This window comes from Desemzia incerta, from assembly GCF_900115825.1.
GTDB lineage: Bacteria > Bacillota > Bacilli > Lactobacillales > Carnobacteriaceae > Desemzia > Desemzia incerta.
In genome coordinates this window covers 279,619-301,704 of the sequence record NZ_FOXW01000003.1, presented here as the reverse complement: position 1 = coordinate 301,704, position 22,086 = coordinate 279,619, and the positions used below count along the sequence as shown (strand labels likewise).

At 38.6% G+C, this 22,086-nt stretch carries 20 protein-coding genes and 1 other annotated feature; all 20 genes read left to right on the top strand.

Going from position 1 to position 22,086, the window contains the following annotated elements:
* The first annotated feature begins 122 nt into the window (after positions 1 to 122).
* Positions 123 to 170, top strand: a sequence feature (sodium ion sensor (DUF1646 type); this cis-regulatory element may regulate processes involved in with the transportation of sodium ions).
* Positions 171 to 215: 45 nt separating this feature from the next.
* Complete coding sequence (locus BM137_RS05615; protein ID WP_092480182.1) at positions 216 to 542, top strand: hypothetical protein; 327 nt, start codon at positions 216 to 218, stop codon at positions 540 to 542.
* A complete protein-coding gene (locus BM137_RS05610) occupies positions 529 to 2,487 on the top strand; it encodes a V-type ATP synthase subunit I (RefSeq protein WP_092480181.1) in 1,959 nt (652 codons plus the stop codon). Before BM137_RS05615 ends, BM137_RS05610 begins: the two co-directional genes overlap by 14 nt.
* Positions 2,488 to 2,524: 37 nt before the next feature.
* A complete protein-coding gene (locus tag BM137_RS05605; RefSeq protein ID WP_092480180.1) occupies positions 2,525 to 3,004 on the top strand; it encodes a V-type ATP synthase subunit K in 480 nt (159 codons plus the stop codon).
* 45 nt (positions 3,005 to 3,049) lie between these two features.
* Positions 3,050 to 3,631, top strand: coding sequence for a V-type ATP synthase subunit E (locus BM137_RS05600; protein WP_092480179.1), 582 nt, complete (start codon positions 3,050 to 3,052; stop codon positions 3,629 to 3,631).
* 15 nt (positions 3,632 to 3,646) lie between these two features.
* Entirely contained in the window at positions 3,647 to 4,651 is a 1,005-nt protein-coding gene (locus BM137_RS05595) for a V-type ATP synthase subunit C (protein ID WP_092480178.1), read from the top strand.
* Complete coding sequence (locus BM137_RS05590) at positions 4,641 to 4,952, top strand: V-type ATP synthase subunit F (RefSeq protein ID WP_092480177.1); 312 nt, start codon at positions 4,641 to 4,643, stop codon at positions 4,950 to 4,952. Before BM137_RS05595 ends, BM137_RS05590 begins: the two co-directional genes overlap by 11 nt.
* Before the next feature lie 12 nt (positions 4,953 to 4,964).
* On the top strand, positions 4,965 to 6,749 hold the full coding sequence (locus BM137_RS05585; RefSeq protein WP_092480176.1) for a V-type ATP synthase subunit A: 1,785 nt from the start codon (positions 4,965 to 4,967) through the stop codon (positions 6,747 to 6,749).
* Positions 6,742 to 8,118, top strand: coding sequence for a V-type ATP synthase subunit B (locus tag BM137_RS05580; RefSeq protein WP_092480175.1), 1,377 nt, complete (start codon positions 6,742 to 6,744; stop codon positions 8,116 to 8,118). The genes BM137_RS05585 and BM137_RS05580 overlap by 8 nt, the downstream gene beginning before the upstream one ends.
* 6 nt (positions 8,119 to 8,124) lie before the next feature.
* Positions 8,125 to 8,754 carry a V-type ATP synthase subunit D gene (locus BM137_RS05575; RefSeq protein WP_092480174.1) on the top strand — a complete coding sequence of 210 codons (630 nt, stop codon included), beginning with the start codon at positions 8,125 to 8,127 and terminating at the stop codon, positions 8,752 to 8,754.
* A 159-nt stretch (positions 8,755 to 8,913) separates the two neighbouring features.
* Positions 8,914 to 10,281, top strand: coding sequence for a patatin-like phospholipase family protein (locus BM137_RS05570; RefSeq protein WP_092480173.1), 1,368 nt, complete (start codon positions 8,914 to 8,916; stop codon positions 10,279 to 10,281).
* Positions 10,282 to 10,412: 131 nt separating this feature from the next.
* Positions 10,413 to 10,640, top strand: coding sequence for a YdbC family protein (locus BM137_RS05565; RefSeq protein ID WP_092480172.1), 228 nt, complete (start codon positions 10,413 to 10,415; stop codon positions 10,638 to 10,640).
* A gap of 47 nt (positions 10,641 to 10,687) precedes the next feature.
* Positions 10,688 to 11,302, top strand: coding sequence for a guanylate kinase (gene gmk / locus BM137_RS05560; RefSeq protein ID WP_092480171.1), 615 nt, complete (start codon positions 10,688 to 10,690; stop codon positions 11,300 to 11,302).
* 5 nt (positions 11,303 to 11,307) lie between these two features.
* On the top strand, positions 11,308 to 11,523 hold the full coding sequence (gene rpoZ / locus BM137_RS05555; RefSeq protein ID WP_092480170.1) for a DNA-directed RNA polymerase subunit omega: 216 nt from the start codon (positions 11,308 to 11,310) through the stop codon (positions 11,521 to 11,523).
* 540 nt (positions 11,524 to 12,063) lie between these two features.
* The gene (coaBC, locus tag BM137_RS05545) at positions 12,064 to 13,269 is read left to right on the top strand and encodes a bifunctional phosphopantothenoylcysteine decarboxylase/phosphopantothenate--cysteine ligase CoaBC (RefSeq protein ID WP_092480168.1); all 1,206 of its coding nucleotides are present in this window, start codon (positions 12,064 to 12,066) and stop codon (positions 13,267 to 13,269) included.
* A 14-nt stretch (positions 13,270 to 13,283) separates the two neighbouring features.
* Positions 13,284 to 15,704, top strand: a complete 2,421-nt coding sequence (priA, locus tag BM137_RS05540) for a primosomal protein N' (protein WP_092480167.1) — start codon at positions 13,284 to 13,286, stop codon at positions 15,702 to 15,704.
* A 65-nt stretch (positions 15,705 to 15,769) separates the two neighbouring features.
* Complete coding sequence (fmt, locus tag BM137_RS05535) at positions 15,770 to 16,717, top strand: methionyl-tRNA formyltransferase (protein ID WP_092480166.1); 948 nt, start codon at positions 15,770 to 15,772, stop codon at positions 16,715 to 16,717.
* Entirely contained in the window at positions 16,710 to 18,080 is a 1,371-nt protein-coding gene (rsmB, locus tag BM137_RS05530) for a 16S rRNA (cytosine(967)-C(5))-methyltransferase RsmB (protein ID WP_092480165.1), read from the top strand. Before fmt ends, rsmB begins: the two co-directional genes overlap by 8 nt.
* Before the next feature lie 104 nt (positions 18,081 to 18,184).
* Positions 18,185 to 18,949, top strand: coding sequence for a Stp1/IreP family PP2C-type Ser/Thr phosphatase (locus tag BM137_RS05525; protein ID WP_425248175.1), 765 nt, complete (start codon positions 18,185 to 18,187; stop codon positions 18,947 to 18,949).
* A 3-nt stretch (positions 18,950 to 18,952) separates the two neighbouring features.
* The gene (gene pknB, locus BM137_RS05520) at positions 18,953 to 20,944 is read left to right on the top strand and encodes a Stk1 family PASTA domain-containing Ser/Thr kinase (RefSeq protein WP_092480164.1); all 1,992 of its coding nucleotides are present in this window, start codon (positions 18,953 to 18,955) and stop codon (positions 20,942 to 20,944) included.
* Positions 20,945 to 21,183: 239 nt separating this feature from the next.
* Entirely contained in the window at positions 21,184 to 22,080 is an 897-nt protein-coding gene (gene rsgA, locus BM137_RS05515) for a ribosome small subunit-dependent GTPase A (RefSeq protein ID WP_092480163.1), read from the top strand.
* Positions 22,081 to 22,086: the final 6 nt, after the last annotated feature.

Genomic DNA, 22,086 nt, shown 5'->3' with positions numbered 1-22,086 from the left:
CTCTTTTTAATAAAACAATTAATTTTTTGGTGAAGAGGTCGATATTGAGGATGTAAGCTTTGTCAATATTGACACAATCACTAAAATATGCTATTGTTTTATTAGTTGAATAAGCAACAAACGGTTGGGCATTAGCTTTCAAGAGAAATAATCTTCTAGGGTGAGAAGACTCTCTTTGCTGATGTCTTTTTTTGTACTTTTAAGGAGGTGATGGAATGGGTCTAGAAGCCGTCGAATATGTTAAGCAAGCTGAGGAGAAGCTTGAAGAATTAAGACGAAATAGTCAAGCCGAAGCGAAAAAAATCGTATCTGAAGCTGAACGAAAAGCTCAACAAAATAAAATAACCCTCGAACAAGAGTTAAGTGATTTTGAAGAGAGCGAAAAAGAAAAATACCACACTCTTTTAGAGGCTGATAAAGAAGCACTAGCTAAAGAAATTGAGCAAGAATCTGCAAAAATACAGCAAGTGGTTGAAAGAAACAAAGATGAAGTTGTCAATGAATTATTGAAGGTGGTGTTTAAACGTTATGGCAATAGCTAAAATGAAACAAATAACACTTTTAGCCGAACAAGCCAATAAAGAGCAGCTTTTAAGAGCGGTGCAAGAGTTGCAGAAGCTTGAATTATTCGATTTGTCAGCTTTAGAAGAAAATGAATTGCTTGATTATTACTCTGCCGATGCTCAACCTGAAAATAGGGCGGAACATGAGGAAAAAATGAAACTGATTCAAAGTACATTAGCGTATTTAAATCAATACGTTAAACAACCCAGTGCTTTGAAGAAAATGATGAAAGGTAGAAATCACTATACCTTGAAAGAACTGGAACAAAAAGTTTCAGCATTTTCGTTGGATCAAGTAATAGATGAAGTAAGACAAATTGAACGAAAAGTGATTGATATCCATCAACAGAGAAAGACTTTGACGGACACTGAGACTTTTCTAAGGAAATGGGAAGGTTTAGATTTCAACCCAAATGATTTAGAGACTTTTAAAGTAACCACTGGGAAAATTGGAACCATCTCTTCTGCCAGCGCAGATAATTTCCAAGCAGCTTTAAAAGAGTCCAGCGATGTATATGTCGAAGAAATTTTTCGTTATAAAGATGAAGCAGCTTATTTAGTTATTTCACCGACAAATTCATTTGGTGAAGTAAATGAGGTGTTGAATCAATTCCAATTCACAAACTTGAATTATCCTTATCAACAGTTGCCGAAAAAAGAATTGAAGTCTGTATTGAATTCTTTGAGTCAGCTTTCAGATGAAGAAAAGAGCTTGAAAGCAACGTTGCAGAACTATGATGTTCATATGGAAAATTTAAAATTGTCTGAGGAATATTACGCTAACTTAGTTCAGCGTGATAACGCGAAATCTTTGCTGTTGAATGGAAGCAGCTTATTTATTCTAAATGGTTGGTTGGAAGAAGAAGAAGTCAATGATTTGACGGTATTGTTGGATACACATGTCGGGCAAGAAAATTATGCCATCATGACAGATGAGATTCCTAAAAAACATTTCGATTTCGTCCCTACAGTTTTGAAAAACAATGCGTTAGTTGAGCCATTTGAAAGTGTTACAGAAATGTACAGTTTGCCGAAATACAATGATATAGATCCTACACCTTTTATGATGCCTTTTTATCTGGTCTTCTTCGGAATGATGAGTGCCGATCTAGGGTATGGTCTGGTTTTGATGTTAGGAACTTTTGCGGCAATGAAGTTTTTCAATATGGATAAAGGGATGGCAAGATTCATCAAATTCTTCCATCTGCTTTCTTACTCGGTTATCGTATGGGGTTTAATATACGGAAGTTTCTTTGGAGCGACCTTACCGATCCAGTTATTATCCACTACGGATGATGTTATAACCATACTATTGTTATCAGTAATTTTTGGTTTTATCCAAATGGTATACGGATTGATTATCAATGGGGTTGTGAAATGGAAGCAGCAGCAACGGTCATCGAGTTATGTTGATGGTCTGGCTTGGGCAGGAGTGTTAATCGGTTTAGCTCTTCTAATCGTCGATATGATGATCATGCCAAATGCCATCATAAGAACCCTGTCTTATATCTTGATTTTTGCCAATGTAATAGGTATTATCCTTGTGTCTACAATGGCTTCTAAAAATAAAGGTCTAGGATTCGCTTTAGGGTTATATAATTTATATGGCGTGACCGGTTATGTCGGAGACTTGGTAAGTTATACTCGTTTAATGGCGCTAGGTGTATCTGGTGGTAGTATTGCGGTAGCATTTAATATGATCGTTCAATACTTGCCAACAGCAGCTCGTTTCAGTGTAGGGATTATACTGATCATTGCTTTGCATGCCTTAAATATCTTCTTAACTTATTTAAGTGCTTATGTGCATACAGCGCGCTTACAATATGTAGAGTTTTTCGGTAAGTTTTATGAAGGCGGCGGACGCCCGTTGTCCCCTTTAAAAACACTTGAAAAACATATTTATCTCAAAAAGGATACAAAATAAATAAAAATAGATTTATATATAAATGGAGGAATTACAAATGGAAAACTGGTTAACTTTTTTTGCTGAAAATAATGGTGGACTTATGTTTGCTGCATTAGGAGCAGCTATGGCAACAATCTTCGCAGGTATCGGATCTTCTAAAGGTGTTGGGATGACAGGGGAGGCAGCTGCTGCTTTAACAACAGAACAACCTGAAAAATTTGGTCAAGCATTGATTCTTCAATTGCTTCCAGGTACTCAAGGTCTTTACGGATTCGTTATTGCTTTCTTGATTTTCTTGAATACAGGAGCAGATACTACTTTAGCTCAAGGTCTTTACATGTTTATGGCTGCTTTGCCAATCGCATTCACTGGTTTATTCTCAGGGATTTCTCAAGGACGCGTTGCTTCTGCAGGTATCCAAATTTTAGCTAAAAAACCTGAACATGCAACAAAAGGGATCATCTACTCAGCCATGGTTGAAACTTACGCAATCTTAGGATTCGTTATTTCATTCTTATTAGTATTAAACGGCTAGTCAGTTATTTATGGCCTGTAATATGAAAGAGAATGGAGGGAAAATATGGCTGACTTAAAATTACTCACAGATCGCTTAATGGAAAATGAGCGCTCAAAAACTCAAGTTTTGATCAAAGAAGCAGAAAAGGAAGCAGAAGAAATTTTGCGTGCCTCTGATGAAGCTTTAAAAGATGAAAAACAAAAGAGACAAGAGCGCATTCAAACTGAACAAAAAGCGCAATATGAGCAAGATAAAAATGCTTTATCGAATAAAAGAAGAAATGAACTGTTAACGGTAAAACAACATGCTTTGACAGATGTATTTGATTCGGCAAAAGAACGTATGGAACAATTGGATAATACTGAATTTCAACAGTTTTTGACCGCTGTTCTAGGGCAATATCAAGACAAAGAAGTGGACTTGATTTTTGGTGAAAAAACTCAACCGCTGGTTTCTCCTGAGTTTATCAGTGAGTTGAAGGAAACAACTAAGACAACGGTTCATTTAAAAGAAGAAACGATTGCTAAAACAGCTGGTTTTATTATTCGTCATAACGGTATTGATTACAACTATACGTTTGATGCTTTGATTGATGACATCAAAGAAGACGTTTTACCTACTGTGTCACAAAAACTGTTTCAATAAGGAGGAGGAGAATAAATGAGAGATACAGCTTTTGCTGGATCGAATGCACGAATTCGCGTTTATGAAAGCCAACTCCTTCAAAATGATCAATTTGAGCGTATGTTGCAAGCTAATAGTTTTGAAGAAGCGGCTCGGGTCTTAAGAGACACTCCTTATCGAAATGACGTGGATGAACTGCTAGAAACGAGAGATTATGATGAATTACTCTCTAAAGAACTACAACGTGTGTACGATGAAATGTTCAGCTTAAGTCCAGATCCTGCTTTGGTAGAACTTTTTTCCTTGCGTTATACGTACCATAATCTAAAGGTTCTCTTTAAAGCACGAATGACAGGAGAAAATTTTGATTCAATGCTGATTCCGATTGGAAAAAATCCAATGTCTGACTACCGTCAAGCCGTTGAGATCGGAAAGTCAGATGAGTTAGATCAAGCCTATATTGATAGTATTCAAGAAGTACTCGTTGCTGAGGAAGAATATAATTCTATACAGTCTGTAGATATCATTTTAGATCGTCGCTATTTTACTCATTTAAGATGGCTGGCTGAAAAAATAGATGATCGCGAAATTATCGATTTTGTGAAATATTATATTGATCTAAATAACTTGTCTACTTTGTCAAGAGCGATCAAACAACGCAAAAACCGGAATTTCTTAGTGACTATTTTATCTAGTTCTGGAAATATTCCGAAAGAAACTTTAGTTGAATTAGGCAAAGAAAGCTTAGAAACAGCTGGTAAATTGTTATCAGAAGGACCATTTGCTTCTATTGTTCAAGATTCATTAGACCCAGAAACGCATGAGTTGTCTCCAGTGAAAGTAGACTTAGAGACGGATAATGCCATTATGGACAAAATGAAAGAAGCTAAATTGCAACCTTTTGGTGCACTTCCATTACTAGCCTTTATTCATGCTAAAGAAACAGAAGTGAAGAATTTACGGATGATTTTCGCAGGTAAAGAGAATAATTTGCCTATCGAGAGCGTCAGAGAAAGGATGCGTATGAACTATGGCTCATAAAATAGGTGTAGTTGGAGACAAAGATTCTATCTTACCTTTTAAAATGCTGGGTTTTGATGTTTTTTACGCATCTGAAGCTAAAGAAGCCAGAAAAATGGTTGATCAACTAGCGAAAAATGAATATGGAATCATTTACCTTACGGAAGAACTAGGGGCAAAGATTCCAGATACCATTAAGCGTTACGACAGCAAAATACAACCCGCAGTTATTTTGATCCCAAATCATACGGGAACATTGAATATCGGGAAACAACGTATTCAAGATAATGTTGAAAAAGCAGTGGGACAAAATATTTTATAGGAGGTAACCAGTTTGAACAAAGGAAAAATTGTTAGTGTCTCTGGACCGCTTGTTACGGCTGAAGGCATGGAACATGCCAATATCCAGGATATCTGTAAAGTCGGAAATCTTGGTTTGATTGGTGAAATTATTGAGATGCGAGGAAGCATTGCCTCCATTCAGGTATATGAAGAAACTTCAATGGTTGGACCAGGAGAACCAGTTGAAACAACAGGGGAAGCTCTGTCTGTTGAATTGGCTCCAGGAATCATGTCACAAATGTTTGACGGGATCCAAAGACCATTAGACACGTTTTTAAATCAAACACAAAGCAACTATCTTAACCGTGGGGTTTCCATTGAACCACTTGATCGCACAAAAAAATGGACTTTTGAACCAACTATTACAACCGGAACTAAAGTAACTGCTGGCGATATCGTTGGGCACGTTAAAGAGACTCCTGTAGTAGACCACAAAATCATGATCCCAATTGGAATCGAAGGAACTGTTACAGATATCAAAGCCGGAGATTTCACTATTTCTGAAACGATTTATTCTGTAGAAACAGAAGAAGGCGTTAAAGATTTTACCATGACTCAAAAATGGCCTGTTCGTCGTGGACGTCCAGCTGCTCGTAAATTAAACCCAACAACTCCTTTAAAAACAGGACAACGAGTAATTGATACGTTGTTCCCAGTTGCTAAAGGTGGATCTGCGGCAGTACCTGGTCCTTTTGGAGCTGGTAAAACAGTCGTACAACATCAAATCGCTAAGTATGCAGATGTAGACATCGTAGTATACGTAGGTTGTGGTGAACGTGGAAATGAAATGACGGACGTTATTAACGAGTTCCCTGAATTGATCGACCCGAATACCGGCGAATCTATTATGGCTCGTACTATTTTGATTGCAAACACATCTAATATGCCCGTTGCGGCTCGTGAAGCCTCTATTTATACAGGTATCACTATTGCAGAATATTTCCGTGACATGGGATACAGTGTAGCTATCATGGCTGACTCGACTTCTCGTTGGGCGGAAGCATTGCGTGAGATGTCTGGACGTTTAGAAGAAATGCCTGGTGATGAAGGATATCCAGCTTATCTGGGTAGTCGTTTGGCTGAATTCTATGAACGTGCTGGAAAAGTCATCACATTAGGAAGCGAAGGCCGTGAAGGAAGCATCACTGCTATCGGTGCTGTTTCGCCTCCAGGTGGAGATACTTCTGAACCCGTTACTCAAAATACAATGCGTGTAGCAAAAGTATTCTGGGGATTAGATGCAGATTTATCTAGAAGACGTCACTTCCCTGCAATCAACTGGCTTGATTCTTATTCATTGTATTTGACTGAAATGACTAGTCATATCGGTGAAACACTAGGTGTAGACTGGAGCAGTATGGTGGCTCACAGCTCTTCTTTATTGCAAGATGAAGCTGAATTAGAAGAAATCGTTCAATTGGTCGGAGCTGAATCGTTATCTGAGAGAGATCGCTTGAAACTTGTGATCGCACGAATGATTCGTGAAGACTACTTGCAACAAAACGCTTTTGATGATGTAGATACAACGACTTCTCTTAAAAAACAATATGAAATGTTGCATACTATCTTAACATTTGAAGAAGAGTCGAAAAAAGGAATGGAATTAGGTGCCTACTTTGATGAAATCGTCAAAGGTACGGTAGATATCAGAGAGCGTATTGGTCGTGGTAAATTCTTACCTGAAGCAGAGATTGCTCAGTTTGAAGACATGCGTAACTCAATAAAAGAAACCATCCACCAAGTTGTTGAAAAAGGAGGAATGGATACAGATGCTTAAAGAATACCGTACAATTAATGAAGTTGTAGGTCCTTTGATGACTGTTGAAGGCGTTGAAGGTGTAAAATTTGATGAATTAGTAGACATTCAAATGCAAAATGGCGAAAAACGTCGAGGACAAGTATTGGAAATCGATGGCGACAAAGCTATGGTCCAAATCTTCGAAGGTCCGTCTGGAATCAACTTGAAAGATACAAAAGTTCGTTTTACAGGAAAACCGTTATCTTTAGGCGTTTCTGAGGACATGGTTGGACGTGTGTTCACTGGGATGGGTGAGGTCAACGATGGTGGTCCTCAAATCATTCCTGAAAAAACATTGGATATCAACGGTGAAGCGATCAATCCGATGGCTCGTGATTATCCGGATGAATTTATTCAAACAGGAATCTCTAGTATTGACCATTTGAACACATTAGTTCGTGGACAAAAATTGCCAGTATTCTCTGGTTCAGGTTTGCCGCATAAAGAATTAGCTGCTCAAATTGCTCGTCAAGCAACTGTTTTAAACTCTGATGAGAAATTTGCTGTTGTGTTCGCAGGTATAGGGATCACTTTTGAAGAAGCTGAATTCTTTATGGAAGATTTCCGTAAAACGGGTGCTATCGACCGTTCAGTAGTCTTCTTGAACTTAGCAAATGACCCAGCGATCGAACGTATCGCTACACCTCGTATGGCACTGACAGCTGCTGAATATTTAGCTTACGAAAAAGGGATGCATGTATTGGTTATCATGACCGACATGACAAACTACTGTGAAGCTTTACGTGAAATTTCTGCAGCACGTCGTGAAGTACCTGGTCGTCGTGGTTATCCTGGTTACTTGTATACCAACTTAGCAACGTTGTTTGAACGTGCTGGCCGTTTGGTAGGAACATCAGGGTCAGTTACTCAGATTCCTATCTTAACGATGCCTGAAGATGATATCACTCATCCGATCCCAGATTTAACTGGATACATTACTGAGGGACAAATCATTCTTTCGAGAGATTTGTACAACAATAATGTCCAACCTCCAATCGATGTATTGCCTTCTTTATCTCGTCTAAAAGATAAAGGAACTGGAGAAGGAAAAACCAGAAAAGATCATTCTGCAACCATGAACCAATTGTTCGCGGCGTATGCAGAAGGGAAAAAAGCGAAAGAATTAGCAGTAGTATTAGGTGAATCAGCTTTATCAGATACAGACAAGAAATTTGCTGCATTTGCTACTGAATTTGAAGAAAAATATGTCAACCAAGGTTTCTATACGAATCGTACGATTGAAGATACGTTAGACTTAGGTTGGGAGTTATTGTCTATCTTGCCTAGAACTGAATTGAAACGGATTAAAGATGACATGTTAGATGAATACTTACCGAAAGGGGAGTGAGTCTAAATGGCTAGGTTGAATGTTAATCCGACTCGTATGGAACTGGCAAATTTGAAAGACAGACTCAGTTTGGCAAGTCGTGGACACAAATTATTAAAAGATAAACAAGATGAATTGATGCGTCAGTTTATTGAGTTGATCAAAAAAAATAATGAACTGCGTACTGTTGTAGAGGGGAAATTGATTTCTGCAATGCAATCTTTCGTTATGGCGAAATCATTGTTAAACGAAAAATACATTGAAGAGTTAGTGGCTGTTCCTCCGCGCAGCGTTAGTTTAAGTGTCTATGAAAAAAACATCATGAGTGTAAATGTACCGGTCATGAACTTCGATTATTCAGAAGAAGAGGCTAATCCAAGTGATGTCCCATATGGATATCTGAACTCTAACAGCGAGTTGGATGTTTCGATAGAAGAAATGTCTGCCGTTATGAAAGAGTTGTTGGAACTCTCTGAAATCGAAAAAACATGTCAATTATTGGCAGATGAGATCGAAAGTACAAGACGTCGAGTAAATGCTTTAGAGTACCGTACGATTCCACAATTAGAAGAAACGATTTACTTCATTCAAATGAAATTAGATGAGAGCGAGCGTGCTGAAATCACTCGCTTGATGAAAGTTAAAGACATGGGCTAAGTCCTGTGTGCATTTGCTGGATAGATTTTTTATTTGAAATGTCTTCAAAAGAAGAGAAAAACCAGTTTAGATGGTTTTTCTCTTCTTTTTATTTTGGTTACCGCATAGTTCTAGGTATACTAAGGATAAAGCTGCAATCGATAGGAGTTGATTATTGGAATGAGTGAAGAGAGGTATGTAAAAACAGAAAGCTCTCGAGTGGCATTAGTTCTTGGAGGAGGGGGCGCACGAGGATCTTATCAGGTCGGCGTGTGGAAAGCTATCAGAGAATTAGGCATTCAGCCGGATATCATTACGGGTACTTCTGTAGGAGCTTTAAATGGGGCAGCGATTTTACAAGGTGATTATGAACTTGTTGAGCAGATGTGGAAAGAGTTGGAAATTAAAAACGTGGTTGAATTTGAACTGCCTGAAAAACCATCCAGCTTTAATGAATATGGAGCAGTTCTCAGCAAATTTATACTGACCGCTATTAAAAATAGAGGGATCAGCTCCAAACCGCTTCATACCTTAATCAAAGAATTCATTATCGATGAGAAAAAGATTCAAGAAAGCGGAATCGATTTCGGAATAACCGTTACCGAACTCTCTTCTAGAGAACAACAAACTTATTATTTAGAGGATATTCCATACGGACAGCTGGATTTGTATTTGTTAGCCAGTGCCTCGCTTTACCCGGCAATGTCTTTTACTGAAATTGAAGGCAAGCATTATGCAGACGGAGGATACAGAGAAAATGTTCCAGTTGATCCAGCGTTAACTAAACAGCCAGATCTCTTGATCATAGCAGACATCAATACCAATGGAAAAATAAGAGACTATACGATTCCTGATGAAATCGAGACACATCATATCACGAGCAAATGGCCATTGGGGGATATGCTGCTTTTTGATGGAAGCCGAGCAGAAGTCAATATTCAATTAGGTTACTTGGACACAATGAAGAGTTTTGAAATGTATGAAGGCTCTTGGTATACATTCGATAAAGACAGTCTTCAACAGCACTCTAAACGATTCTACAAACAACTTGCGGATTTTTTATTGACGGTAAATGACGATGTGAAAAGTTACTTGCATCAAGAAGAAAACCAATTGTTTTTGTTGGGGCAGCTCAATACTGAATGGATGGGGATGATGGGGAAAAAAGAACTCCCATATGCTCTATATGAACTGACAGGGAAAATGCTTCATATCCCTCCTACAAAAGTGTATGAGTTTAACGAATTTGAGCAAGAAATATTGGAGCGTTATGAACGAATGACGAATGAAACGTCTTTTCAAGATTTAGTAAAAGTACTGCAAAACAACCGCACTTATGATTTTGTAAAAACGGCCAAAGAATGGCAGGAAGAATTGAAAGAAAGCATCCCGTTTTTGTCTCCTCTAAAAGTGTGCTTTTACTTTTTATCTGTACTAGAGAACGAAAATGCAAATGCTTTTAAAGACTGGAAAGGACAACTATTGATTCGAATATATCCTTATCCATTTGCGATAGCATTATTTTTGTACTTTCTGAAACAAAAATAAGATAAATTAATCATGAAAGACTAAGGAAAGCAAAAAAGTTGTTTAGTAAATGGCGGATTTATGTTAAAGTAGAAGGTAAGCAAAAAAATCTTTGATACTTGCTCAATCTTTTTTGAACGAGGTGAATAAATATGGCACAAAAATTTTCTTTTGAAATCAAAGAAGAACTTTTAGTCCTTTCTCAAAATGCTAAAGGCTGGCAGAAAGAATTAAACTTGGTGAGTTGGAATGGAAATCCGCCCAAATTTGATTTACGTGATTGGTCTCCTGAACATGAAAAAATGGGCAAAGGAATTACCTTAAGCAATGAAGAAATGAAAAAGTTGACAGATTTTTTAAAAGAGTCTGAATTTATGTAATGAGGATTATCTTTAAGTGGAAACTGTTTAGATAGGAAGGGTAACGTATGACTGAACGTGGTTTATTGATTGTTCTTTCTGGACCATCCGGTGTAGGAAAAGGAACAGTCAGAAAAGCAATTTTTGATAGTGGAGAAATTGATTTTGAATATTCTATCTCTATGACGACTCGTCAAAAACGAGCGGGCGAAGAAGATGGAGTAGATTACTTTTTTAGATCTAAAGAAGTATTTGAGCAACTGATTGAAGATGGTGGATTATTGGAATATGCTGAATATGTTGGGAACTATTATGGCACGCCGCTTGAATATGTTGAACAGACTTTAAGTAGTGGAAAAGATGTATTCCTTGAGATTGAAGTAAATGGAGCAAAACAAGTACGTGAAAAAATGCCAGAGGGTATTTTTATTTTTTTAACTCCGCCAGATATAATGGAACTCAAATCGCGTATTCTTAATCGAGGCACTGAAAAAATCGCTTTGGTCGAACAACGTTTAGAAAAAGCCGTCGAAGAAATCAAAATGATGGATCACTATGACTATGCTGTCGTGAATGACAAAGTAGAAAATGCTGTCACGAAAATCAAGCATATCATCGAAAGTGAACACTTAAAAGTACCTAGAGTAATCAATAGATATAAAAAAATTGTTGAGGAGATGTAAAAATTATGATGTTAGATCCTTCTATAGACGCATTACTAGAGAAAATTGATTCAAAATATTCACTAGTCATCGTTTCAAGTAAAAGAGCTTACGAATTAGATGATAAAGCTATGCCAATGTTGGAAGAATACAAATCGTATAAAAACGTAGGAAAAGCTTTAGAAGAAATAGCAAGCGGAGATTTGGTCATCGACCCAACAACCGTAGACCCTGAAGTATAATTTAAAAGACAAAAGAGTGGAACAGACAAATGTTCCACTCTTTTATTTTTAGAGAGCGGAGCGAGGCGTTCAGCTTACTGGATAGCATCCGGATTTGACCAGTTAGGCGTTTTATCTAACAGGTCAAATCCAGATGATAGACATGTAAGCTGCCTCGCGCAGCTCGTTTTAAAAGTAGAGAGCGTTTAGGGTTCCGTAGAGTTCGATTTCCCCTCTTTTAATTGGGTGGTCTTTCCCAATAAAAGAGGGGAAACGAAACCATAGGAGACCTGCTCTGTCCAGCTCGTTTTAGAAGGATCTGACCAGTTAGGCGTTTTACCTAACAGGTCAGATCCAGATGATAGACATGTAAGCTGCCTTGCGTAGCTCGTTTTAAAAGCAGAGCGTTTAGCTTGCTGAATATGAACCCGATGAGATACGCAAAAAGCCATTTTAAAAATCCCCTTGGAGTATTTTTATTCAAGAAGACAAACTGAAGTATTTTTAGTAGAATAGAGAAGAATGCACAGATAAAGTGCTTTAAAGATCGGGGGACTTTAAGTGTTAAAAGGGAAAAAAATAGCGGTATACATTACTGGCGGGATAGCGGCGTATAAGGCAGCTGATTTGGTGAGACGTTTGATCAAACAAGGAGCTGAAGTACGAGTCGCCATGACAAAAGCGGCAACAGAATTTATTACACCGTATACTTTACAGATTTTAAGTAAAAATGAAGTCTTTACGAATGTATTTGAAGATAAAGACCCAGCTGAAGTGAGCCACATCCACTTAGCAGACTGGTCAGAATTAGCAGTTGTAGCACCTGCTACAGCGAATGTTATGGCAAAAATGGCTCATGGAATAGCGGATGATTTTGTGACAACGACTTTATTAGCTACAACAGCGCCTGTTTTTATTGTGCCTGCGATGAACACGCACATGTTAGAAAATCCAGCAACGGTCAGAAATTGGGAACGATTAGAGCAAGACGGACATTTTGTGATGGAACCAGATACGGGATTTTTAGCAGAAGGATATGAAGGAAGAGGCCGTTTTCCAGAGCCTGAAGCTATTGTTGAAGCTATCCAAGAATATTTGATCCGACAACAGACTGATTTACCTTTGAGTGGTAAAAAAGTAGTTGTTACAGCGGGCGGAACAAAGGAACGGATTGATCCAGTCCGTTACATTACGAATGATTCATCGGGTAAGATGGGGTACCAATTAGCTATGGCTGCTAGAGATAAAGGGGCGAAAGTAGTGTTGATCTCTGCTTCTACGCAATTAAAACACCCTTTTGGAATGGAAGTTGTTGCCGTAGAATCTGCTCAGCAGATGTCAGATGCTGTGTTCAAGGAGTTCGAATCAGCAGACATCGTTATTATGGCAGCGGCAGTGTCGGATTATACACCAGAAACGCAAGCGACCCAAAAAATCAAGAAAAAAGAAAACCAAATGGTTATATCTTTAGCTAAAACGCAAGATATTTTAGCGACCATGGGGCAGCAAAAAAGTCATCAATTTTTAGTTGGTTTTGCGGCTGAAACCCATGATGTTGCAGAATATGCTATGGGGAAATTAGAAAAGAAAAATGCGGATATGATTGTAGCCAATGATGTTTCTAAACCTCATGCAGGATTTAACAAAGAAACAAATGAAGTTACGTTATTTTCCAAAGATACCCCACCTATAGAATTATCTGTGCGATCAAAAAGAGACATCGCAGATAGTATCATTCAAGAAGTGATTCAGAAATTGAGCAAATAAAGGTGTGAACACTAGTGAATTTAATTGCTAAAGTTATTGTTGACGTACCGACGATGCAAACAAATCAACCGTATGATTATCAGATCCCAGATCAATTCAAAGATCAAATCCAACCAGGGATGCGAGTCGAAGTTCCTTTTGGTCAAGGGAAAAGAGTTGTTCAGGGATTTGTGGTATCAATAGTTGAAGAACCTTCATTTACTGGAGCATTGAAAAGCATCACAGGTGTAATGGATCTGCATCCGGTTTTGAACGATGAATTGATCCAATTAGGAAAAGACATGGCTGAAAAAACTTTCAGCTTTCGAATTACTTGTTATCAGACTATGCTTCCAGCTGTACTGAGAGCTAAATACGAAAAAACCATTCGTCTCATTGATGATATTGATGAAGACTTGTTTTTTGAATTGTTTAAAGGGAAAGACGAACTGACATGGGAAGATGCGGTCAATCGTGATTTGCTGCCTCAATTAGCCCAGCTGAAAAAGCAAGAGCGTGTAGAAGTCGTGTATTCAGTCAAAAATCGCGCAAACAAAAAGAAAAGAAGAATGATCAAACCCGCTTTGTCATTTGAACAACTAGAAGAAGAAAAAATGGGCTTACGAAAAACGGCTAAAAAGAAACTCGAGTTGTTAGAAGTGTTGCAGACTCTCTCTCTCGCTGACCAATCGATCAGCAGTCAAGAATTGAGCAAAAACTATCAGTTGACCTCATCCCATATTCGTGATGGAGAAAAGAAAAACTGGTTGACAGTCTATGAAGAAGAAGTTTATCGTGATCCATTTGAATCACAAGATTTCAAACAAACAGACTCTCATACTCTGACTTCCCATCAACAAGCTGCATTTGATAAGATACAAGAAGCCGTGAAACAAGAACGTGCTGAAACGTTCTTATTAAGAGGTGTAACAGGGAGCGGGAAAACAGAGATCTACCTTCAAACCATCGCTTCTGTGTTAGAAAAAGGACAAACCGCATTGATGTTGGTTCCTGAAATCGCTCTGACTCCACAAATGGTAACGAGTTTTAAAGGACGTTTTGGAGAGAAAGTAGCTGTGTTGCACAGCGGCTTATCAGATGGAGAAAAGTACGATGAGTGGCGGAAAATCGAACGAGAAGAAGCCAAGGTAGTTGTAGGGGCACGTTCTTCCATTTTTGCTCCTGTGAAAAACTTAGGAGTTATCATTATGGATGAGGAACATGAAACAAGCTACAAACAAAGTGAAAATCCGCGTTATCATGCTCGTGATGTAGCGTTGTGGCGTTCTGAATTCCATAATTGTCCGCTGATTTTAGGTAGTGCGACACCTTCTTTAGAATCACGCGCAAGAGCACAAAAAAAGGTTTACACCTTAGTGGAACTACCAGAACGGGTAAACAAAAAAGTGTTGCCTGAAGTAGAGATTATCGATATGCGAGATGAAGGCAAAAACGGCAATCGCAGTAGTTTCTCAATTCAGCTGCAAGAAAAAATTCGTGACCGGTTAGCTAAAAAAGAGCAGATCGTATTGATGTTGAATCGAAGAGGGTATTCTTCATTTGTGATGTGCCGAGATTGCGGATTTGTTTTACCTTGTCCGAATTGTGATATTTCATTGACACTTCATATGGATACTAAAAGTATGAAATGCCATTACTGCGGTCATGAGGAGAGAATCCCTCATACATGTCCAGTTTGCAAAAGTTCAAAAATTCGGTATTATGGTACAGGTACGCAAAAAATACAAGAAGAATTGGAACAAGTCATTCCTGAAGCAAGAGTGATTCGGATGGACGTGGATACGACTCGTAAAAAAGGTGCTCACGAGAAAATACTGAGTGCGTTCGGCAACCATGAAGCAGACATCTTGCTGGGAACGCAAATGATCGCTAAGGGTTTAGATTTTCCGAATATTACGTTGGTGGGTGTGTTGAATGCTGATACTTCACTAGGTTTACCAGATTTCAGGTCCAGCGAAAAAACCTTTCAGTTGTTGACTCAAGTGAGTGGAAGGGCAGGAAGAGCGGAGTTGACTGGTGAAGTCATCGTGCAAACGTATAACCCTGAACATTACGCTATCCAATTGGCTCAAATGCATGATTACAACCAATTCTATAAAACAGAGATGATTATTCGTCACCGTGGAAATTATCCACCTTATTATTTTACAGTGTCTATCACTGCTAGTCATGAAGACGAAAAAAAAGCGGCCAAAAAGATGTATGAGATCGTCAACTTTTTAGCGCCTCATTTGCAAAAAGAGACCATTGTATTAGGCCCTACGCCAAAATCGATCGCCAGAGTGAACAATCGCTTTTATTATCAAGTTTTGATCAAATATAAAACCGAACCGCAATTGATTCCTTTGCTGCATCAGATTATCAATGAATCTCAAAAAGAAATGGCTAAGGGATTAATGATCGCGATAGATAAAGAACCGCAACAATTCATGTAAAAAGAAATGATAAAAAATTGACAGATTCTCACTATCCACACGAGAAGATGAAGGAGTTAAGACAAATGAAAATAGTTTTTATGGGGACACCAGCTTTTTCAGTACCAATTTTAGAAGCCTTAGTACAATCTTCTTATGAAGTGATCGCAGTTGTTACTCAACCGGATCGCCCAGTAGGACGAAAAAAAATATTGACTCCATCACCAGTAAAGAAAGCTGCTTTGGAGCACAATATTGAGGTGTTGCAACCAGAAAAAATCTCAGGCTCACAAGAAATGGAAAGAATCATGGCTTTGGAACCTGATTTGATCGTGACAGCCGCTTTTGGACAGTTTTTACCTACTAAACTGTTGAATGTGCCTCGCTTTGGTTCGATCAATGTCCACGCTTCTTTGTTGCCTAAATATCGAGGAGGCGCTCCTGTTCATTATGCTTTGATCAATGGAGAGACAGAAACGGGCGTCTCTATTATGTATATGGAGAAGAAAATGGATGCCGGAGATGTGATCTCGCAAAAATCCCTTCCAATCACGCGTAACGATGATGTAGGAACTTTATTTGACCGCTTAAGTCTATTGGGAAGAGACTTGTTGATGGAGACTATCCCTCATATCATTGACGGAACCATTGATCCGGTCAAGCAAGATGAAACGCAAGTGACTTTTTCTCCAAATATCACTCGAGAACAAGAAGTTTTGGACTGGAACAAAGAAGCCAAGCAAATTGATTTTCAAGTTCGAGGAATGCGTCCATTCCCAGGTGCTTATACCTTTTTAAATGGGGAAAGATTTAAGATTTGGGCTGTTACACCTCTTTCTAACCAAACTGACCAGGAACCAGGAACCATTGTAGATATCCAAAAAGAGTCTATTTTAGTAGCTTGCGGCAATGGGACTGTTGTACAGTTAGACGAAGTTCAGCCAGCTGGGAAAACAAGAATGCCAGTTGCGGCTTATATCAGCGGATTAGGCAGTCAATTAACACCAGGAGAGGTTTTGGGAAAACATGAGTGAAGAACAACCAACAGGTAAACGTACTATAAAGAAAACAAGTCGTTTCCAAGCATTGCAAATTTTAGAAAAAACAGAAAAAAGCGGTTCGTATTCGAATCTTCTTTTGAACGAAGCCATTCAAAAAAATAACTTAACTCCAGCGGATGCACGTTTGATGACAGAATTGGTGTACGGGGTTTTACAACACAAAATTACCTTAGACTACTATTTGAGTCGATTTGTGAAAAAAAAACAAAAAGTCGACCCATGGGTAAGCAATTTATTGAGAATGTCAGTATATCAAATGGTTTACCTGGAAAGAATTCCTAGTCATGCCATTTTGTTTGAAGCCGTTGAAATCGCAAAAAAACGCGGCCATGTCGGTATCAGCAAATTCGTGAACGGTATTTTACGAAATGCAGAACGCAAAGGATTTCCTTCTGTAGAAGATATCGAAGATCCTATCGAACGGTTGAGTGTGACGTATAGTTTGCCTAAATGGTTAGTAGAAAAATTTGTTTATGAAATTGGTTATGAAGAGACGGAAGCGTTGGGAGAATCATTGTTGATGTCCAGCCATTCAAGTGCACGGGTAAATCGTAAACTGACTACAGTCCAAGAAGCTTTGGATTATATGGAAGAAGAAGGCTTTTATGTGCGCCAGAGTGAACTGTCTACGGATGGTATCGTAAGCGACAGCGGACATTTTGCTTCTTCAGAATTGTTCAAAAACGGGAAAATAACCATTCAAGATGAAACATCCATGCTGGTAGCTCCAGCTTTACAAGTAGAGCCTCATCACCAAGTATTAGATGCTTGTGCAGCACCAGGTGGAAAAACGACTCATATTGCGGCCTATCTTTCTAAAGAAGCCGGAGGAAAAGTAACTGCACTGGACTTGCATAAGCACAAAGTAAAACTGATCAATAAGAATGCTCGCAGATTGCAAGTGGATGATGTAGTAGAAGGCCTTGAACAAGACGCACGAAAAGTGAAAGACGTCTTTGAGGATGAAACATTTGATCGTATACTAGTAGATGCACCATGTTCCGGATTGGGATTGATGCGCAGAAAACCAGATATCAAATACACTAAACGACCAGAAGACTTTGATCAGCTGCACAATATTCAAATGGCTATTTTAAATGAAGTAGCTCCTAAATTAAAATCTGGTGGACTTCTTGTCTATAGTACATGTACAATAATCAAAGAAGAAAATCATCAGACTGTAGCGGCTTTTTTGTCACAGCATCCAGAGTTTGAAAAAGAAGACGTATTTGTTGAAGGTCCTGCCAAAGATTGTTTAGAAGACAACTTATTAACTATTTATCCGCATCATTTTGATTCTGATGGATTCTTTATCAGTGCCTTAAGGAAGAAATAAACTAAGGAAATCTCGAAGAAAAGTAAAATCTGAGAGATTCTCCTTTTTACTGTCTTGATCAGCAGTCGTTTAAATCAATCGTCAATATAAAGGGGCTTGAAAAGGTGGAAAAATGGGGTGTCGGTATGAAAATGGTTGTAAAGACCGATAAAGGAAAAAAAAGAGAAACCAATCAAGATTTTGCCAATACATATAAAAACCAACAAGATTTTACCCTAGCTGTACTGTGTGACGGCATGGGAGGACACCGAGCAGGCGATATCGCCAGTGAAATGGTCGTATCGCACTTGGGAAATCATTGGGAAAAATCTTTTTTCGCATCAGTAAATGATGTGGCAGAGTGGCTGGAAGAGAGAATCAATCGGGAAAATGAACGATTGGTTGAAAAATCTCAGCAGTATTCTGATCTAAAAGGCATGGGAACGACGTTAGTGGCAGTAGCAGAAGCTAACGATGGATTTGTTATTGCCAATATAGGGGACAGCCGAGCTTATCGTTTGATTGATGGCCACTTGACTCAAGTGACAGATGATCATTCCTTAGTGGGAGAATTGCTTAGAAGCGGTGAATTGACAGCTGAAGAAGCTTCAAATCATCCGAAAAAAAATATTTTGACTCGCTCTTTGGGTGTTTCAGAACAACTAGGCATCGATATTGATATTTATTCCTATAAAGAGGATGAGTTTATTTTACTATGCTCTGATGGGCTGACCAATATGGTAGCTGATAAGGAAATTGAGAAAATCATTTATGCGTCTGAATCATTAGAAACGCGTGCTGCTATGCTGGTAGACTTAGCCAACGAACGTGGCGGAATCGATAATATTACGGTCATTATGATCGATTTATATGAAGGAAAGGGGGAATAGACAATGGAAATCGGAAAGAAATTGAGTGGACGATACAAAATTTTGAAACCTATCGGCAGTGGTGGTATGGCAAATGTTTATCTAGCACATGATTTGATTTTGAATCGTGATGTAGCGGTCAAGGTACTGAGATATGATTTTAGAAAAGACGAAGATACGATTCGCCGCTTCAAACGAGAAGCCCTATCTTCTACAGAATTGGTTCATCCTAATATTGTCAGCATCTATGATGTTGGAGAAGAAGATGGAACACAATTTATTGTAATGGAATATGTTAAAGGAATGGATTTGAAAGAATACATCATCAATCACTTCCCTATCGCTTACCACAAAGTATTGAACATTATGGATCAAATTTTATCCGCTGTTTCTTATGCGCATCAAAACCAAATCATTCACCGAGATTTAAAACCGCAAAATATCTTAATGGATGAAAACGGAGTAGCGAAGATCACTGATTTTGGAATCGCAGTAGCTGTTTCACAATCTTCGATCACTCAAACGAACTCCCTGTTGGGATCGGTACATTACTTATCGCCAGAACAAGCTCGCGGGTCTATGGCTACAAACCAATCAGATATTTATTCCTTAGGGATCATTTTATATGAACTGCTGACTGGCAGCGTACCATTCGAAGGGGAATCTGCGGTTTCGATTGCTTTGAAGCATTTCCAAGAAACCATTCCTTCTGTTAAAAAATTTGATCCAAGAATCCCTCAAGCATTAGAGAATGTTGTTTTGAAAGCTACTACGAAAGAAATAGCAGATCGTTACAAGACAGTTGAAGAAATGGCAAAAGATTTAGAGACATCATTGTCTTCAAGCAGAGTAGATGAGCCGCCGTTTACACCAGTTAGTATGCTGCAAGAAACAAAAGTAATTACGCCAATATCTGTTCCTACAGACAATGAACTGGAAGATACAATGGTCATTGAGCCGGTCAAGGAAAGTCAAAAAAAATCGGATCCTGAAGAACCTGAGAAAAAGAAAAGCAAGAAATGGTTGTGGATCGTTCTTTTGGGTATTTTCTTGATTGCAGCGATCAGTGTCTCGGCTGTATATATGATGACACCCAAAGACGTTGTGATCCCCAATGTTGTTGAAATGACGCCAGAAGAAGCTGAAGAAGAACTATTGACAGTCAGTATTACTGTCGATGAAGTCATAGAAGAGCCTAATGAGGACATCGAAGAAGGATTGGTCATTCGGACAAACCCCGATGTTGGAAATAGTGTAAAAGAAGATACGAGTGTGGACTTGTATGTGAGTTCGGGGAAAGCAACTGTGGAATTCAAAGATTATACGGACGAAGATTACCAAGAAGTAAAAGCCGAATTGACCGAATTAGGTTTTACAGTAGAAGCCGTTGAAGAAAGCAGTGAAACTGTACCCGCCGGTATGATCATCGAGCAAGATGTTGACGAAGATGAAGAAGTTGTTCCTTCTGAAACGACAGTTACTTTCACTGTAAGCAGCGGGAGAGCCGGCTTTAGTATGAGAGATTTAGATGGTTACTCTCAAAAAGGAGTCGAAGATTACGCAGCAGAAAATGGGCTGAATCTACAAATCACAGAAGAATATTCTGAAGATACTCCTGTTGGTTACATTATTTCACAGGATATCGAACCGGGAACAACTGTTTACAGCGGAGACACGCTGAATATCGTTGTTTCACTAGGACAAGAAGACATTCCAGAACGTCAATTTACAGTTCCGGTGTCTATCCCTTATAAAAACCCAAGTGAAGAATCCTCTTCGCAAGAGGATTCAGACGGAGAGAGTTCCGAAGAGCCGGATCCAATGCCTAATACGATCGAAATTTATATTTCGGATGCAGAACACACGATGGACACATTGTTCCAACAATTTACCATCACTGAAGATTCAGATATGGCTATACCGTTTATTTTAGAAGAAGGCGCTACGGGCGGTTACAAAATCGTTAGAGACGGAGAAACAATAGAAGAAAACAATTCTGTTAAAGCTCCTGAATAATTTATCAAGACTCTTCGTTGAGTGTATACATGTATGTTGTATACTGCTCAATGAAGAGTTTTTTTGTCGTCATTCACTGAACCATCTGTGTAAAATTGTCTGTTCATGTAAAAGGATAAAATAACTTATAGATAAGCCGATATTAAGGAAAGAAAGAGAAATAATGCTTTTTAAGTTTGCATTCTAGTTCATAGTTCAGTAAAGTAAAAAGGGAAGAAAACGTTGAGGAGGACGCCTATTTGCCAGAAGGACAAATTAGAAAAGCTTTAAGTGGTTTTTATTATGTATATTATCAAGGCGAAACATATCAAACTAGAGGAAGAGGGAATTTCAGAAACCGTAACTTGACCCCTTTAGTAGGAGATTTTGTAGAGTTTGAGAGTGGAAATAAAGATGAAGGCATCTTAAAAGAATTGCTGGAACGAAGAAATGAACTGGTACGTCCGCCGATCGCCAATATTGATTTAGGAGTTGTAGTGACATCTGCTGTTGAGCCTGATTTTTCTCCGCAACTGTTAGATCGGTTTTTAGTGACATTAGAAAATAAAGGAATCAAAGCCATTATTTATATCACAAAAACAGACTTGATCGATGAAAAGACTTACCAAGAGTTAAAAGAGTATCAAGAGTATTACAAGTCTTTGGGATACACAGTTTATTTGCCCAAAAAAGCGGAGCAAGAAGCTGCCGTTCAACAATTGTGCACACATTTTGCTGACCAATTGACCGTGTTCATGGGGCAGTCGGGAGCAGGGAAATCAACCTTACTGAATACGATCTCTCCAGAATTAGTGCTCAAAACTGCTGAAATCTCAACCTCTTTAGGTCGAGGAAAGCATACTACAAGACACGTAGAATTGATTCCACTGCATGGAGGATTGGTGGCAGACACACCAGGATTCAGTGCAATTGATTTGGCTGAAATAGAATTGGAAGATTTGAGAGAGTTGTTCCCAGAATTTTTAAGGGTACAAGAAGATTGTCGTTTCAGAGGCTGTGTTCACCTTAAAGAACCTAAGTGTAAAGTAAAAGAGTTGGTTGAAGCCGGTGAAATAGCTGATTTCCGCTATGCAAATTACAAGCAGTTTTACGACGAAATCAGTCAACGCAGACCAGATTATTCTAAAAAGAAATGAGGAAAA